The organism is Mesobacillus selenatarsenatis SF-1 (assembly GCF_000813125.1).
GTDB classification, from domain to species: Bacteria; Bacillota; Bacilli; order Bacillales; family Cytobacillaceae; genus Mesobacillus; species Mesobacillus selenatarsenatis.
On sequence record NZ_BASE01000069.1, the window covers coordinates 16,897 to 35,272 of the forward strand.

The following is an 18,376-nucleotide window of genomic DNA, read 5'->3' on the forward strand; positions in this document are numbered from 1 at the left end:
CCATTGAAGTTCAATAATAAATATTGTAATATTAAGAGGTAAATATTTTTGCAAGCGTTTGCATTAAATGTTCTAATTTTTTTGACCATTTGCGCAAACGATTTCACAAGTAAAGTAGCAGATTGATATCAATCATCTATTACTCTACTACCATATTACATAGGAGGTAGAAAAGTTAATGAGAAAGAACACAAAGCGTAATTTCTCGATCTTCATGACTGCGATTATGCTGTTGAGCCTATGGCTGCCATTCGTTCCTGGTCCACAGGCATTTGCAGAAGACACCGGCACTGCTGTAGATTCAACTGACCGCACTGTCCGTGTCACTTACATTCGTGAAGATCAGCAGTACGAAGGCTGGAATATTTGGGTCTGGGGTACTGGCAGACAAAATGATCAGATTAATTTCCAATCATATGAAGGTGGAGTGGCAACAGCTGATATTGCAGTTGCACCTGAAACCAGCAGCATTGGTCTTTTGATCCGCAGCACAGACAATTGGGACACTGCGGTAAAAGAATTCGATAAAGACCGCAATATTCCCGTCAATAAAAATGACTCCATCACTAAGGCATTCATTACTAGTGGTGTTGAACAGATGCATATCGTCCCTGATGGATCTGCTCCTAAAATCGACCAGGGAAATGCCACTTTCTTCTATCGTGACAAAGAACTTTTCGCTAAAGACGAAATGGATACGATTGAAAAAGTAGACTTGAAGTTTAATGATAAAATCATTCCAATGAACTATGAGTCAAAGAATGAGAGATTCGTAGCTACTTATGAAAACATTCCTAATGGTACAACTGCCTACACTTATGTTGTAACCATGAAAGACGGCACTACAACTGAGGTTAAGGATCCATACAATCCGACTTCAGAAATCGTCTTCCAAAAGGCTGAATTAACTGTTTCAGGAACAGTTAAGCCCGCAGCGATTGATTACAACCAGAACGCTGTATTAACCGTTGATGTGCAAGGAATGACTGATGGCCTATCCATCAGCAAAATCACAGCTGACATTTCGGCACTTGGCGGCACGGATAAGCTGGAAATCGACCCTGCCTTAAATGCAATCACCATTGCGGTGGATGACACTGTAACAGCTGGAACAAAAGAAATTCCACTAACTGTTGTAGACTCTTTTGGAAACCCTTACAACGGTACTGCCACAGTAGAAGTTAAAACAAGGCAAGCTGTCGGCGAAAATGATTTTGACTGGGATGAGTCAATCATTTACTTCATGCTGACTGACCGTTTCTTTGATGGTGATGAAACGAACAACGACCCTTACAACCAGAACTATGATGCTAAAAATGACCGCGGTACATACCAGGGCGGTGACTTCAAAGGGATTACACAAAAATTAGATTACCTTAATGACTTAGGTGTAAACACAATCTGGATCAGCCCGGTTGTAGAAAACATCAAGCACGATGTGCGCTACGACAATGAAGAAGGCCACTCTTACTATGCCTACCATGGCTATTGGGCTAGTAATTTTGGCAAGTTGAACCCTCATTTCGGTTCAATGGATGATTTCCATAACCTGATTGACGCAGCTCACGAGCGCGGCATTAAAATTATGGTGGATGTTGTATTGAACCATACTGGTTATGGTCTGAAAAATATTGATGGTCAAGTGGCTAATCCTCCTGCCGGATTCCCGACAGATGAAGAAAGAGCAATGTTCAGCGACCTGCTTCGCCAGGGAGAGGTTGGCGAGGATACAGTCGTTGGCGAACTATCTGGTCTTCCTGACTTGAAGACAGAAGATCCTGCAGTGCGCAATGCGATTGTTCAATGGCAAACTGACTGGATTGAAAAAGCAACAACTTCTAAAGGCAACACAATCGACTACTTCCGCGTGGACACTGTAAAGCACGTTGAAGATGCAACTTGGATGGCATTCAAGAATGCGATCACTGAAAAAATGCCGGAGCATAAGATGATCGGTGAAACTTGGGGTGCAAGCGCAGGAAACGACTCTGGATACCTTGAGTCAGGTATGATGGATTCCCTGCTTGATTTCGGATTCAAAAGCATTGCCCATAATTTCGTAAACGGCAAGCTGAAATCAGCAAACGATGCCCTGATTTCCCGCAATGGACAAATAGATAACACAGCTACACTCGGCCAGTTCCTTGGCAGCCATGATGAAGATGGATTCCTGCATGCTGTAGGCAATGACGAAGGCAAGCTGAAGGTTGCTGCTTCCCTGCAGGCAACAGCAAAAGGACAGCCAGTCATTTATTACGGTGAAGAGCTTGGTCAAACAGGCGCAAATAACTATCCGCAATACGATAACCGTTATGATCTTGCCTGGGATCAGGTTGAAGGCAACGATGTCCTTGCACACTATAAAGAAATCCTGAACTTCCGCAGCGATAACTCTGAAGTTTTCGCTAAAGGTGAACGTACGACAATCGGCGGTGCAGACGCTGATAAGTTCATGGTTTTTGCGAGAACATACGGAAATGAAGCTGCATATGTTGGCTTGAACGTTGCTGACACAGCAAAAGAAGTGAAATTGACTGTTGATGCCGGAGCGGTCGTTACAGACCATTACTCTAGCAAAACTTACACTGCTTCAGAAGCGGGAGAAGTTGTTTTAACAATTCCTGCAAGAGCTGATGGCGGTACTGTTTTACTGACAGTGGAAGGCGGTGCAATTACGGCGGCTGAAGCTGCAGGCACTGGAGATGGCGGCGGAGAAGCTACTGTTGATCCAATTCCTGAAAACCATGTCCGCATCCACTACAAGCGCGATGACAACAACTATGAAAACTTCGGTGCATGGCTGTGGAATGATGTAGCCTCCCCTTCTGCCAACTGGCCAATGGGTGCTACAATGTTCGAAAAGACTGACAGCTATGGCGCTTATATCGATGTAGAACTTAAAGAGGGCGCAAAGAACATCGGCTTCCTCGTCATGGATATAACAAAGGGTGATGCTGGTAAGGACGGCGGAGACAAAGGCTTTACAGTCACATCACCAGAAATCAATGAAATCTTTATCAAGCAAGGCGATGACAAGGTTTATAAATACGAGCCAGTCAACCTGCCTGAAAACACTGTCCGCGTTCACTATGTACGTGAAAACGCAGACTATGAAAACTTCGGTCTATGGTTCTGGGGTGATGTAACATCTGCTCCAACAGACTGGACTGCAGGCGCTCCAAGCTTCGAAAATACAGACCGTTATGGTGCGTATGTCGATATCGAGCTGAAAGAAGATGCCAAAGAAATCGGCATGATTACCCTAAACAAATCAACGCAAGAAAAGGATGGCGGAGACAAGAAGTTCAACCTCCTGGACAAGTACAACCATGTTTGGGTAAAACAAGGCGATGACAATGTCTATGTTTCTCCATACTGGGAGCAGGCTACAGGTCTTGTATCTGCAGAAGTTCTCAATGAGAAAACAATTCTATTAGGCTTCACGCTAACAGACGGTCTCACACCTGAATCTTTAGCTGAAGCACTTGAAATCAAAGACGCCGACGGTGCTGAGGTTAAAATCAACGGCGCCGAAATCTCGAGCGCAACTTCTGTAAAAGTTACAGCAGATTTCTCATTAGACAAGCTTCCATTGTCCGTAACATATGCAGGCAGAACGGTTTCAGCTGCTTCAGGCTGGAGAATGTTAGATGATATGTATGCATATGACGGAAATGACCTTGGTGCAACTTACAAGGATGGCGGAGCAACATTGAAGCTGTGGGCTCCAAAGGCAAGCAAGGTTGTGGCAAACTTCTTCAATAAAGCTAATGCAGCTGAAGGAATCGGCAGCATCGAGTTAACGAAGGATGAAAAAGGAGTCTGGTCTGTTGACGTAGCTCCTGGAAATCTTGGCGTAACTGATTTTGAGGGTTATTTTTATCAGTATGATGTAACAAATGACGGAGTCACTCGTCAGGTTCTTGACCCTTATGCAAAATCAATGGCAGCTTTCACAGTGAATACGGAAGGCGAAGCTGGTCCAGACGGTGACACTGTTGGTAAGGCAGCAATCGTTGACCTTAGCGATACAGATCCTGAAGGATTCAGCCACGCGAAAATCGATGGCTATGAAAAGCGCGAAGATGCAGTCATCTACGAGGTCCATGTACGTGACTTCACATCCGATCCTTCAATTGAAGGTGACCTGAATGCAAGATGGGGTTCTTATGAAGCATTTGCTGACAAGCTTGATTACATTAAGTCCCTGGGCGTGACACATGTTCAACTGCTTCCTGTAATGGCCTGGTATTATGGCGACGAAACAAAGATGGGCCAAAGAGAGCTTGATTACTCTGCTGGCGGCAACGAATACAACTGGGGCTATGACCCACACAGCTATTTCTCGCCGGATGGAGCTTACTCACTTGACCCGACGAATCCTGAACAACGCGTAAAAGAACTGAAAGAAATGATTGATGCAATCCATGATGCTGGAATGGGTGTCGTCCTAGACGTTGTTTACACTCATATGGCAAAAGCCAGCCAGCTGAATGATATCGTTCCAGATTACTATGCGTTCCAGGACGCTCAAGGCAATTTCCTTGGCGGCTTCGGGAACAATCTGGCAACAAGCCATACAATGGCTGAAAAGCTGATGGTAGATTCAGTGAAATACTGGTTCGAAGAGTACAAGATTGATGGTATGCGCTTCGATATGATGGGTGACGCAACCTATCCATCTGTTCAAAATGCATATGATGCAGCAGCAGAAGTAAATCCTGATGCATTGTTCATCGGTGAAGGCTGGAGAACATTCGCAGGCCACATCGCTGAGCCAGAACTAACTGGCATGGGCGCTGACCAGGATTGGATGAACAAAACAGATGACGTCGGTGTATTCTCTGACGAAATCCGCAACGAATTGAAGTCTGGCTTCGGTTCTGAAGGTGAACCTCGTTTCATTACAGGCGGAGCAAGAGACATCAACACAATCTTCAAAAACATCAAAGGTCAGCCAGGCAATACAGCTTGGGATGATCCAGGCGATATGGTCCAGTACATCGCAGCGCATGATAACCTGCCGCTTCACGATGTTATTGCACAATCGATCAAGAAGGATCCTGCAGTACCGGAAAATGAGCTAGAGATTCACAAGCGTATCCGCATAGGAAACTCGATTATTTTAACATCACAGGGAACAGCATTCCTTCACGCAGGCCAGGAATATGGCAGAACGAAGCAGTGGAAAGGCGAAGGCGTTCCTGAACAGAAGTACCACGAACTGAAGGATGCACAAGGAAAATCATTTGGATACTTCGTCCATGACTCTTATGATTCATCCGATGCGATCAATATGTTCGATTGGGAAAAAGCAACAAACAAAGAAGAATACGAAGTAAACACAACAACACAAGCCTTCACAAAAGGTTTGATTGAGTTAAGAAAGTCAACTAACGCTTTCCGCCTCGGCGAGAGTGATTTGGTCGACCAAAACGTAACATTGCTTGATATCCCTGAAATCCAGGATACAGACCTAGTCATCGCATACGAAAACGTATCGACTGACAACACTGGCAACTACTATGTGTTCGTGAACGCTGATACACAGACACGCACACTGACACTTGGCGATTACAACTTCGCTGGCGGCAAGGTACTTGTCGATAGTGATGAAGCAGGTGTGAAGCCGGTTGCTGAAAGATCTGGATTCACGTTAACAAACGACACAATGAAGATTGATCCGTTGACTACAGTCGTAATCAAGCTGGATCGAAAAGCGACAGAGGCACCAGGTGAAAACCCTGGAATTCCAAACACTCCGGGACTCCCTGGTCTCCCAGGCCTTCCAGGTAGTGAAAAACCTGATAATAAATCCGTTGAAGTAAAGCCTGAAACGGAAAATGGTGTCGCAAAGATTGAACAAACAGTCATTGATGATCTGGAAAAAGATTCATCACTCATTGTGAACCTTGAAAAACAAGTACAATTTGAAGTGGAACTGACAAAAGAACAAATTAAAATCTTGAAAGAAAAAGGCATTACCATCATTATCAAAAACAATGATGCAGAACTGCATATCCCTGCTTCCGTTCTTCCAGATGAGGATATTTCCATCAAGGTTAAGCGATTGAAAGATATCCAGTCTGCAGTAAGTGCTGTTTACGACTTCACAGTCACTGCAAACGGACAGGTGTATCACCAATTTGACCAGCCATTAACAATCAAATTTAAAGTTGATAGCAGAAAAGTCAAAAAGCCAGAAGATGTTAAAGTATATTACTACAATGAAGAAAAGAAAGAATGGGAATTAGTTGGCGGAAAGTACAAAGATGGTTATGCAGTCGCAACAACCAAACACCTAAGTACTTACGCAGCCTTTGAAACAGTATCTGCAGAGGAAGTATCTAAGCCAGAAGAAGGCTATGAACTTCCAGACACAGCAACTAACAGTTTCAACCTGATCCTTTTAGGATTGCTTTTAATTGCTTCTAGCGGTACAGTTTTATTCCTGAAGCGCAGACAAGGTTCTCACATATCCGTGAAGTAACCTTATAAACAACATTAAAGAGGGTGTCCCAAAAGTATAAACTTTTTGGGCACCCTCTTTTTTTAGACTAGCTTATAAATTTGGTCCGTTTATTTCCGTTCCAGGCGCTTCGCTTTCCGCGGGGCCGGCGCTGAGCCTCCTCACCGCCTTCGGCGTCTGCGGGGTCTCACCTGTCCAGCTGATCCCGCAGGACATTGAATGAGCTTCCCTGAAACTGCCCACGCACGATGGAAATGCGTTAGCATTTTCGGAGGAGTCTTCGCGCCTTCCACTCCAATCAACTCAGGTTAATATATTCATTTTTTATCGCAAATTAAAATTCCGACTGCTCTTAGGTCGATGTAATTCGACCTTTTGAGTCAGCCTCATCTTTTTAATCAGTTTCTTACTCTTTTGTGCTGCCAGTTTGATTGATTTTTCGTTAATTGCACCATGTAACGACATAATTGCACCGTAATCGAAGCTAATTGCATCGTCAAAAGTCATAATTGCACCCTCATTCTTATTTATTGCACGGTTAACTGACTGAATTGCAACTTTATCCTAATAATGGAAAAACCTCACCAAATGGAAGAGGAGGTTTTTATCATACACATACTCTATTTTCCGTACAGCATTTATGCTGTAAGCTCATATTCCTCGAAAATATCGTAGTACTCCGTGACGGCAGTCGTAGGAAAACTCCTTTATTGATGGGTATGGAAGCTTTAACTTTGAATGTGAAGTCGTACGTTCCTATTTGGTATCTAAAGAGCTCGTGTTTTACCAAGCTTAATTCAAAGGTTTAATAATTATTTTTCAACAAACAAAAAGGACAGTGTTCTCTCAAAGAATCACTGTCCACAAATTTTATTTCATCCCGGAAATCGTATATCCATCAATAATATGTTTTTGGAAGATGATGAAGATGATGACGATTGGAACGACCATGAAGGTTGATCCGGCCATTTGCAAGGCGAAGTTGCCTCCGTATTGGCCTTTCAATAACTGTAATCCTACTGATAAAGTATACAAACTTTCATCGTTCGCGATAATCAACGGCCATAGGAAGCTGTTCCAGCCTGCGATGAATGTCAGAATTCCCTGTACAGCTAGGATTGGCTTGGTCATCGGGAGGACAATTTGCCAGAAAACCCGTAACTCACTTGCCCCGTCCAATCTGGCTGCTTCAAGCAGTTCATCTGGAATGGTCGTCATGAACTGTCGGAACAGGAAGATGCCGAATGCCCCGACAAGACCTGGCAACACAATCCCCGCCATTGTATTCGTCAGCTGCATCTGGTTCAGGATCAGGTATACAGGAATCATCGTTACCTGGCCCGGAATCATCATTGTCGCGAGGACCATGAAGAATAACTGATTCCTTCCCTTGAATTCAAACTTGGCAAATGCATACCCTGCCATTGCATTCAAAAATAATCCTACGAAAGACCAGAGCACAACAATGATTGTATTTTTCAAATAGAGGCCAAAGTTCATATTCACAAAAAGGTTCTTGAAGTTTTCTATTGTCCATTGTTCCGGAAACAGTGTCGGCGTCAGCTGCATGACTTCACTTTCCGGCTTGAAGGATGAAAGGATCATCCAAATAAAAGGTACGGCCACTAGTAAACCGCCGATTGTCAAAATGATGCCGACAACCCACTGCTGCATTCTTTCCTGCTTCACACTGCTGCTTAAGGACTCTTTAGGAAGTGCACTGGATTTCATTTGTCTTCCACCTCTGCTTTCATCAATAATCCTGTTGTTTGTTCTGGATCTTGAATTGAATCATTGTAATGATAATGATGGCAATGAACAATAAGAATGATCCAGCTGCCGCATAGCCAAAGTTGCTGAACTGGAATCCATTGCGGTAGATGAACAACGCTACAGATGTAGTACTGTCAAGTGGACCGCCATTGGTCATGACGAATGGCTCTTCGAAGAATTGCAGCCAGCCGATCATTGTCGTAATCGATACGAAGAAAATCGCGTAACGAAGCAATGGAATCGTAATCTTTGTCAGCTGTTTCCAATTGTTTGCGCCATCTAGTTGTGCAGCTTCATAATAGGTCTTTGGTATACCCTGCAACGCCGCGAGGAAAATAATCATATTTATTCCGATTGCTCTCCAAAGCGCAAGTAAAATCAACGAAATTTTCGCCATAATCGGGTCTTGCAGCCATGGTACATCAGGAATGTTAAGAAGATTTAATACATGGTTAAACAATCCAAGATGAGGGTTGTACAGATAGCTCCAAACAACAGCAACCGCAACAACGTTTGTGATAGAAGGCATATAGAAGACAACCCGGAAAGCCTTGAAGATTCGTGCTTTCCCAAAATTGATCAGCAGCGCTATTGCCAATGATAAGACGATGACAAGCGGAACACCGATCACGACATAAAATAAGGTGTTAAAAATTGATTTTAAAAATACCGGGTCACTTACAACATCTTTATAATTCTCCAGGCCAACAAAACTAATTGATGACCAATCAGAAATGCCGACTAAATCAAGATCCGTAAAACTGATGATCAGCGCTACAAAGATAGGCAGAATCGAAAATAATGATAAAAGAATAATGGCAGGAGCTATAAAAAAGTAAGGAGTCTTGTTTGCCAAAAAGCTTTTCATTGTAAGTCCCTTCTTTCTCAGTCCAGACTCGCTTGGACTAATGTAGTTGGCCGGCAGGCAGAAGCCTGCCAGTCAACCTGATTTTAAAATTACTTGGCGAGGATTTCCTCTGCCTTCTGGTCAAATGCATCCATTTCTTCCTGGATGTCAGCACCGCCGCGGTAAATCTTTTCGAAACGGCTCAGGAAATCCTGGGCGATTTTTTCGAAAGGCTTAATCACAGGCATTGGCTGTGCATTTTCCATTTGCTCACCAAACACTTTATAGTACTGGTTTTCTTGAAGCTGCTTGTCATTCCAAGCCTCTTTGTTGGCTGGCAGGGAGTTTGTCATTTCAAGCCATTTCACCTGTGTTTCTGGTTTGCTCATATAAGCAAGGAATTTAAGTGCTTCTTCTTTGTTCTTAGTGTGCTCGAATACAGACAGGTTAGATCCGCCTAGTGTAGATGTGTTCGTTTCTTTTGCAGGAAGAACAGCTGTTGCCCACTTGCCTTCCAACTCAGGTGCCTGATCATTGATGATTTTAACCATCCAAGGTCCGCTGATGAACATCGGCAGGATGCCATCACCTTTGAATGCCTGGACGATGTCAAGTCCAAGGTCAACAGGTGCAGAGCCATCCTTGAAGAAACCATTCAGGTATTCAACAGCTTCTACAAATTCAGGTTCGTTAAAGTAAGCCTTATTTCCTTCAATCAGTTTAGAGCCATTTTGGCGTGCAAGCATGAATGATAAGCTTTGCTCATTTGTATCGATACTAATGCCGTATTTGTCATCGCCACGGTCATTTAGTTTCTTCGCTGCGTCACGAAGCTCATCCCAGGTCTTTGGCGCTTCTTTGTAACCAGCTTCTTCTAATAGGTCTGTGCGGTAAAAAAGAACGCGAGTATCAACATACCAAGGTACGCCTACCACTTTGTCCTCATATTTTGTTGTTTCAATAGAACCATCATAGAAATTTTCGGCTGCTAATTCCGGATACTTCTCTGTCTGATCGGACAGATCCATCAATGCATTCGCAGATGCGAATTCAGGAATCCACGTTGTCCCCATTTGCACAACATCAGGACCTTTTTTAGACGCAACCGCTGTTAAAAGCTTGTCATGTGCCTGATCCCATGGAATCGCCTGTACTTTAACATCGATTTCCGGATTTTCTTTTTCAAACTCCTCAGCAATTTTCGGAAGTGTTTTTGCTTCTTCCCCCATGCCCCAGACATTGATGACTTTCATGCCGTCTTTCTCGGAACCAGAATCAGAAGAACACCCTGCAAGTGCACCAGATACAACCAATGTACCTACCATTGCAGCTGCTGCAAATTTCTTGCTGAATACATTAAACATTTTTCGGCTCATTCGTAAAACCCCCATAATAATGTGATAAGGTCTTGCATTTAAATTTCCCGCTATAGCAAATAATTACTTATAACCTGTGAAATTCTGCCTTCGTTTACGAAAACCCCCTTATAGAAACGTTTCGAGAGCTAGTAAAAAAATAAATGAGTGTAACTGGCGAAACGATTCAAGATTGCCTGACTCTTTTTCCGAAAAGAGGAGACCGAATCAATTGAAACGTTTCGATAGGGCTATTATATTTCATAGTGTAATCGTTTTCAAGTAGAAATTTGAGTTGGATTTTACTTTTTTTCGTAAAAACCTGTTATTACTGGCTTCGCTTTCATTTTTCAATAGAAACGTTTCGATAATTTATTGACTACAGAAAAGAAAGCGCTTATAATGCAGTTGTATTCTTATTCGAAACGTTTCTATTGAATTTTATTCATACTATATTTTACGGGAGGTTCACCCCTATGAACAGTCAGAAACTTACTTCTTTATTAAAAGAAATGACGCTAGATGAGAAAATCGCACAATTGCTTCAGTTAGCAACTCCCTTTTTCGAAGGATCCAAGGATGAAGGACAGATAACCGGTCCTCTTGCTTCTATGAATATATCGGAAGAAAACGTCCTCAACACCGGCTCCGTCCTCGGTGCTTCAGGAGGAGCAAAAGAAGCGATCAGCATACAGAAGGCCCACCTAAAAAAGAATCGATTAGGCATTCCCCTCTTATTTATGGCGGATGTCATCCACGGGTATAAAACGATTTTCCCTGTACCTCTTGCAGTCGGCTGTTCATGGGATTTGGATAAGGCGCAACAGAGCGCGGAAATTGCAGCAAAAGAAGCTGCAGCTGCAGGCGTCCATGTAACCTTTTCGCCAATGGTTGATTTAGTTCGAGACCCTCGCTGGGGACGCGTGATGGAATCCACTGGTGAAGATCCATTTTTAAATGGTGAGTTTGCCAAGGCGTTTGTCCGCGGCTTCCAAGGGCAAGACTTGAAAAACAATAAAGATTCGGTTGCCGCATGCGTGAAGCACTTCGCAGCATATGGTGCTGCTGAAGGCGGACGTGATTACAATACCGTCAATATGTCGGAACGCCAGCTCAGGGAATCCTATCTCCCTGCCTACAAAGCAGCATTGGACGAAGGCTGTGAAATGGTCATGACCGCATTCAACACGGTTGATGGCATCCCGGCTACTGGCAACGTAAAACTGATGCGCGACCTGCTTCGCGAGGAATGGGGCTTCGATGGTGTCCTCATTTCCGACTGGGGAGCGGTAAAAGAAATGATTCCTCACGGCGTCGCTAAGGATGAAGCGGAAGCTGCATACAAAGCGATCCAAGCTGGTGTCGATATCGAAATGATGACATCCTGCTATGTCGACCATTTAAAAGAGCAAGTCGAGAGCGGAAAAGTGGATGAAAAGCTAATAGATGAATCAGTTATGCGGATTCTGACTTTGAAAGATAAATTAGGATTGTTTGAAAATCCATACCGCGGTGCGGATGAAGAGTTGGAAAAGGAACTGATCATGAGTGACGAGCACCGGCAGGCAGCTAGAGAGCTGGCAGTTAAATCTTCAGTTTTATTGAAGAATGACGGAGTTCTTCCTATTAATAGGGAAAAGAAAATCGCTTTGATCGGTCCCTTCGCACAAAGCGGCGATATTCTTGGGCCTTGGTCATTCCTTGGTTCAAAGGAAAAAGCGGTCCAGCTCTACGATGGATTAATGGCGAAGCTTGACTCCTCACTTCTTTTCACGGCAAAAGGCTGTGACATTGAAACAGGATCTGAAGAGCAATTCGCGGAGGCAGTGAAAGTGGCGGAAGAAGCAGATGTGATTGTGCTTGCTCTAGGCGAGGCATCGGAAATGAGCGGTGAAGCCGGCTGCCGTGCGGATATCCGCCTGCCGAAAGTACAGCTCGAGCTTGTCGCTAAGATGAAAGAGCTTGGCAAACCAATAGTGGCGGTATTATTCAACGGACGTCCGCTTGATCTCCACGGAATCTGGGACGAAGCCGATGCAATTTTGGAGACGTGGTACCCAGGCACAGAAGGCGGAAACGCGGTAGCTGACATCCTGCTCGGCGATGCAAATCCATCAGCGAAGCTGACGATGTCCTTCCCTTACTCCGTTGGACAGGTACCGGTTTACTACAACCATTTCAACACAGGCCGCCCTCAAGGAGCGCCTGATGCCCAGGAACGATATGTATCTCAATATTTAGATATACCAAACGAGCCATTACTCCCATTCGGATACGGATTAAGTTATACAAGCTTTGAGTATAGCGATGTAAAACTGAGTGCCGCGACGATGTCTGCTTCCAAGTCATTGAAGGTTTTCGTAACAGTCGAGAACACCGGCGAGTTGGCTGGAGAAGAAATCGTCCAGCTATACGTACGAGACGTAGCTGGCGAAGTCGTTAGACCGATGAATGAGCTGAAAGGCTTCAAGAAAGTCGCTTTAGAACCAGGCGAAAAAATGACAGTTGAATTTGAGATTAACGAAGAACAATTGCGCTACCACCATGCAGACCTCACTTTCAAGAGCGACCCAGGAAAATTCATCGCTTTTGTGGGGCCAAACAGCAGGGATACGGTGGAAATTGCGTTTGAACTTGTAAATGAGTAATTATTATATGAATTTGAACAATATATAGCCGATTTATTATCCATCAACCGAATAAATGGCCGGTTTTAGTCAGCTAAAATGAATAAATGATAATTTATCTACGGTTGCAGGCAATATATCACCGGTTGAGCACAATTTATCTCCAGTTGAGCGTAATTTATCTACGGTTGGAGCCATTTTATCTACGGTTAACTGAAATTTATTAACGGTTGTTGCTGATTTTAAACTTCAGCCAGCAAAAGTAGTATTACGAATGAAAAACCTAAAAGGAAAGAAGTTGACACCGATGACACAGTCAAAGTTCACCATACAGGCAAATGATGTAAGCTTTACGTTTTTAAATAGCGGCGATGTTTATGAGATCGCCAATAAATCGACGATGATCAACCAGTGGCTTTCGAATCCGATCGATGGCTCTATGAATAACTTATATTTGAGAATCCATGGGGAAAATGGAATCCAGTTCTATCCCCTGCTTGGTTTGAAATCAGAAAGTAAAGTCAGCCACTCCGATAATCAAGTTTTCTATCAGGGCGAGGCAGCCGGTCTTCAATACCAGGTGACTTTTACCCTGGCTGAGGGCGGAATCTGGTTCTGGGACGTTAAAGTGAAAGGAAGCAATGCGGTGATCGATTTCGTCTACGGGCAGGACATGGGCCTTGCTGACAAGGGCGCTGTCCGTACGAACGAAGCGTATATGTCACAGTATATCGACCACAATGCTTTCACTGACTCTGAAAAAGGCTATGTCGTCTGCTCGCGTCAGAACCAGCCAATGAGCGAAGGACACTTCCCATATATTCAACAGGGTTCCCTAACAAAATCAACAGGCTACTCAACAGACGGCTTCCAGTTTTTCGGATTGTCTTATAAAGAAACAGACGTGCCTGAGATTTTAGCAAAGGAAAACCTTGCGAATGAAGTCTACCAATATGAGTTTGCTTACACTGCCTTGCAATCTGAAAAAGTAACTCTGGATGGCACTGCGCAATTCGTATTCTATGGAATTTTTAAAGAGAATCATCCAACAGCTATAACCGAGTTGGAATTTACTGAAGAAGTGGGTGCAGCCTGGGAAAGTGTTCAGTCTCTCAATGGTGACCAAGCAGCTGAACTACCAGCAGTACAGCTGTCCCCTTCTTTCGGAGCGCCTATAGAAACACTTTCAATGACAAAAGAAGAAATCGACGAGCTGTTCCCGAACCGCCATCAGGAAGAAACATCCGGCGATGAATTGTTGTCTTTCTTCACTGAGCAGCATGAGCATGTCGTTTTAAAGGAAAAAGAATTGCTGGTTGAACGTCCACACGGTCATATCCTGATGACAGGCGGAAATGTCGACAACATCAAAAATGTCCTTACTACTACTTTATATATGTACGGAATTTTCAACTCTCACATCGTCGTAGGCAATACATCTTTCAACAAGATGCTGACGAATGCCCGCAGCGCGCTGAATGTCATGAAGACTTCCGGTCAGAGGGTTTATATTGAAATTGAAGGAGAATACCGTCTGCTGACGATGCCTTCGATGTTTGAGATGGGCTTCAATTATGGTCGTTGGTACTACAAGACAAATGATGACATGATCATCATCACAACCCACACAGCCGTGGAATCACCGCAATTGCAGTTGCAGGTACGATCTGCAAACGGTAAAGCGTACCGCTATCTTGTGACAAACCAGGTGTCGATGAACAACAATGAATATGCACAGCCTTATAACCTGAAGCAAAACGGAAATGTCCTTACTTTTACAGCGGCAGAAGGTTCCGACAGCTCGAACGTCTTTCCTGACCTCAGCTATCGCATGCAAATAAGCAGTGAATTCAAAGTGAAGGATTCAAGCGTATTCGGCGAGAATATCGAAGCAGATGCAGTATCATTGGCAGTTGTTGAGATGGAGCCGACGAACGAGTGGAAAATCATCGTCCAGGGTCTCCTGGATGGAAAAGAAATTCCGTTCGTGGATGCTGATGCACATACAGAAATCGAAAAGTACCGCGAGTTTTTCGCAGATACAATGAATGGCTTCAAGCTTGCACAGAATGGAGCAGCGACGGAAGAGCTTAAGAAAATTAACGCACTTGCATGGTGGTACACGCATAATATGCTCGTCCATTACTCTGTGCCGCATGGCTTGGAGCAGTATGGCGGCGCAGCGTGGGGAACGCGTGATGTCTGCCAGGGACCAACTGAGTACTTCATTGCAACGCAAAAATATGAAAATGTGAAAGACATCATCAAGACGGTCTACTCTCACCAATACAATGATGACGGTAACTGGCCACAGTGGTTCATGTTTGACAACTACTACCGCTTCCAGCAGGAGGAGAGCCACGGCGACATCATCGTTTGGCCGTTGAAGGTCATCGTTGAATACTTGCGTGCAACGAATGATTACACTATTTTGAGCGAACAGCTTCCTTATACGGAAAAAGGCAGCTTTGAATTCACAGATGAAAAAGCAACACTCCTTGACCATGTGAAAAAGCAGCTTCAATATATCAAGGATCATTTTTTACATGATACGTATTTGTCTTCCTACGGAGATGGCGACTGGGATGACACACTCCAGCCGGCGAATGCACAGCTGAAGCAGTATATGGCCAGCAGCTGGACGGTTGCGCTGACTTACCAGGTAGTAAGCCATTTCGCGTCACTTTTACAAAAAGAAGATGCGCTGCTTGCAGATGAACTGAGCACGATGGCAGCTGGAATCAAGGAAGATTTCAATAAATACATGCTATCTACAGAAACAATCCCGGGATTCGTGTTCATGGAGCAAGCTGACAAGCCTGAACTGATGGTCCATCCTACGGATTCAAAAACAGGCATTCAATACCGCCTGCTGCCAATGACGCGAAGCATGATCGGTGAGCTCTTGACACCGGAACAGGCGGAATCTCACTATCAAATCATCAGAGAGCGCCTGTACCATCCGGATGGTGTTCGCTTGATGGACCGCCCTGCGACCTATAAAGGCGGAGTCAGCACGAACTTTAAGCGTGCCGAGCAGGCAGCCAACTTCGGACGTGAAATCGGCTTGCAATATGTCCATGCCCACATCCGTTTTGTGGAGGCAATGGCGAAGCTGGGCAAGGTCGATGAGGTTTGGAATGGCCTGCAGACAATTAACCCGATTGGAATCCAGAAGGTCGTTCCGAACGCAGAACTGCGCCAGAGCAATGCCTACTTCAGCAGCTCTGACGGCAAGTTCAATACTCGCTATGAGGCAGCGGAGAATTTCGAGAAGCTCCGTGATGGCACAGCTCCAGTAAAAGGTGGATGGAGAATCTACTCAAGCGGACCTGGAATCTATATGAACCAGTTGATTTCAAACGCGCTTGGCATCCGCCGCGAAGCTCAGGACCTTGTGATCGATCCGATTCTTCCAACGGAAAAAGATGGACTTGAGTTCATGTTTAACATTGATGGCAAGCCTGTTACATTCAATTACCATTTCGGAAACGACAAGGGTGTGAAAATCAACGGGCAGGATGTTGCTGCAGAACAGATTGCCAACCGTTATCGTGACGGCGGCTACCGCATCAGCGCTGCTGAGCTTGAGAAGCTTAATGCTGAGAACAATATAATTGAACTTTACATGTAAAAAAGAGCGGCCCACAAGGCCGCTTCATTTTTCATATTATGGGGGTCGGAAAATGGACAGCAAATGGTGGCATAATAGCGTGGTTTACCAGGTGTACCCTCGCAGTTTCAAGGATTCGAACGGAGACGGGATTGGCGATTTGCAGGGGATCCTCTCGAAGCTGGATTATATTAAGGAACTTGGAGCCGACATGATCTGGCTATGTCCGGTTTATGCGTCGCCAAATGATGACAACGGCTATGATATCAGCAATTATTATCAGATTCATCCCGAGTTCGGCACAATGGAAGATATGGACCTGCTCATAGCTGAAGCAGATAAACGTGGAATTGGCATCATGATGGACATAGTCGCAAACCATACGTCCGATGAGCATCCATGGTTTATTGAATCAAAGAGCAGCAAGAATAATCCGTACAGGGATTATTATGTCTGGAGGGATGGCGTGGACGACGGGCCGCCGAGTGAGCTGCAGTCAATTTTCAGCGGCAGCGCTTGGGAATTAGACTCAGAAACTGATCAGTACTATCTGCATATGTTCAGCAAGAAGCAGCCAGACCTGAATTGGCACCACCCTCCTGTACGCGAGGCGATTTACGAGGTGATGCGTTTCTGGATCAACAAGGGGATCAAAGGTTTCCGTTTTGACGTCATCGATTTGATCGCGAAAGAACTAGACCAGGGGATTATCGCTAATGGCCCCCTCCTTCATACTTATCTACAGGAGATGCACCGTGAAGTTCTTGAGGATGCTGACATCGTCACTGTCGGTGAAACTGGCGGTGCGGATTTGGAACAAGCTATTCTTTTTACGAGCGCTGAACGGAAGGAACTGGATATGGTGTTCTCATTCGAGCACATTGCGCTCGATGAACAGGCAGGCAGACAAAAATGGGACTTGAAGATGCTTGATTTGGACGATTTGAAGAGAGTTCTATCCAACTGGCAGACAGGGCTTGCGGGCAAGGGCTGGAATAGTTTATTCTGGAGCAACCACGATCAGCCCCGCATCGTCTCTCGCTGGGGAAATGACCAGGAATTCCGTTATGAGAGTGCCACGATGCTTGGAACCCTGCTCCATTTAATGCGTGGTACTCCGTACATTTACCAGGGTGAGGAAATCGGGATGACGAATGTACAGTTCCCTGAGCTTGAATCTTATCGCGATATTGAGACTATCAATATGTATAGAGAACGCAAGGAGCAAGGTTTTTCCCATGGTGACATCATGGAATCAATTTATGTAAAAGGCCGCGATAACGCAAGAACGCCTATGCAGTGGAATGCTGAAGACAATGCCGGTTTTACAGAAGGAACTCCGTGGATTGGGATTAATCCTAATTATTCGGCCATCAACGTTGAGAATGATTTAAATGGTGATAAGTCCATCTATCAATTTTACAAAAAATTGATCAAGCTGCGTAAAAACAATGAGCTGATTGTTTATGCAGACTACCGACTTCTTGACAGCGAACCGGAAGTATTTGCTTACGCTCGAAACTATCAAAATGAAGAATGGCGTGTCTTGTGCAATTTTACCGGCAGAGAAGTTGAAAGTTCGTTATTATGTGACGGTGAAATCATTGTCCGTAACTATGACTCTCCTGCTAAAAAATTGCGTCCGTACGAGGCCATTGTATATAAATTAAAAAATAAACTATAGATGAAAAC

Annotated in this window: 8 protein-coding genes; 4 read left to right on the top strand and 4 right to left on the bottom strand. The window is 44.4% G+C overall.

The window, feature by feature from the left end; all coding sequences use genetic code 11:
* Positions 1–178: 178 nt before the first annotated feature.
* On the top strand, positions 179–6,490 hold the full coding sequence (locus tag TY49_RS13715) for a pullulanase (protein WP_084135483.1): 6,312 nt from the start codon (positions 179–181) through the stop codon (positions 6,488–6,490).
* A 303-nt stretch (positions 6,491–6,793) separates the two neighbouring features.
* Here TY49_RS13715 and TY49_RS13720 read toward each other — a convergent pair whose 3' ends face one another.
* The 4 genes from TY49_RS13720 to TY49_RS13735 form a co-directional block, all read right to left on the bottom strand.
* Positions 6,794–6,976, bottom strand: coding sequence for a hypothetical protein (locus tag TY49_RS13720; protein WP_041966483.1), 183 nt, complete (start codon positions 6,974–6,976; stop codon positions 6,794–6,796).
* A gap of 363 nt (positions 6,977–7,339) precedes the next feature.
* The gene (locus TY49_RS13725; RefSeq protein ID WP_041966499.1) at positions 7,340–8,143 is read right to left on the bottom strand and encodes a carbohydrate ABC transporter permease; all 804 of its coding nucleotides are present in this window, start codon (positions 8,141–8,143) and stop codon (positions 7,340–7,342) included.
* Positions 8,144–8,222: 79 nt separating this feature from the next.
* The gene (locus TY49_RS13730; protein WP_041966484.1) at positions 8,223–9,110 is read right to left on the bottom strand and encodes a carbohydrate ABC transporter permease; all 888 of its coding nucleotides are present in this window, start codon (positions 9,108–9,110) and stop codon (positions 8,223–8,225) included.
* An 89-nt stretch (positions 9,111–9,199) separates the two neighbouring features.
* On the bottom strand, positions 9,200–10,465 hold the full coding sequence (locus TY49_RS13735) for a sugar ABC transporter substrate-binding protein (protein WP_232310457.1): 1,266 nt from the start codon (positions 10,463–10,465) through the stop codon (positions 9,200–9,202).
* A gap of 455 nt (positions 10,466–10,920) precedes the next feature.
* Here TY49_RS13735 and bglX point away from each other — a divergent pair, with 455 nt between their 5' ends.
* From bglX to TY49_RS13750, 3 genes are all read left to right on the top strand, one after another.
* A complete protein-coding gene (bglX, locus tag TY49_RS13740) occupies positions 10,921–13,092 on the top strand; it encodes a beta-glucosidase BglX (protein ID WP_041966485.1) in 2,172 nt (723 codons plus the stop codon).
* 253 nt (positions 13,093–13,345) lie between these two features.
* Positions 13,346–16,705 (top strand): GH36-type glycosyl hydrolase domain-containing protein, encoded by a 3,360-nt coding sequence (locus TY49_RS13745; RefSeq protein ID WP_232310458.1) that lies wholly within the window; start codon positions 13,346–13,348, stop codon positions 16,703–16,705.
* Between the two features lie 52 nt (positions 16,706–16,757).
* Complete coding sequence (locus tag TY49_RS13750; protein ID WP_041966486.1) at positions 16,758–18,368, top strand: glycoside hydrolase family 13 protein; 1,611 nt, start codon at positions 16,758–16,760, stop codon at positions 18,366–18,368.
* Positions 18,369–18,376: the final 8 nt, after the last annotated feature.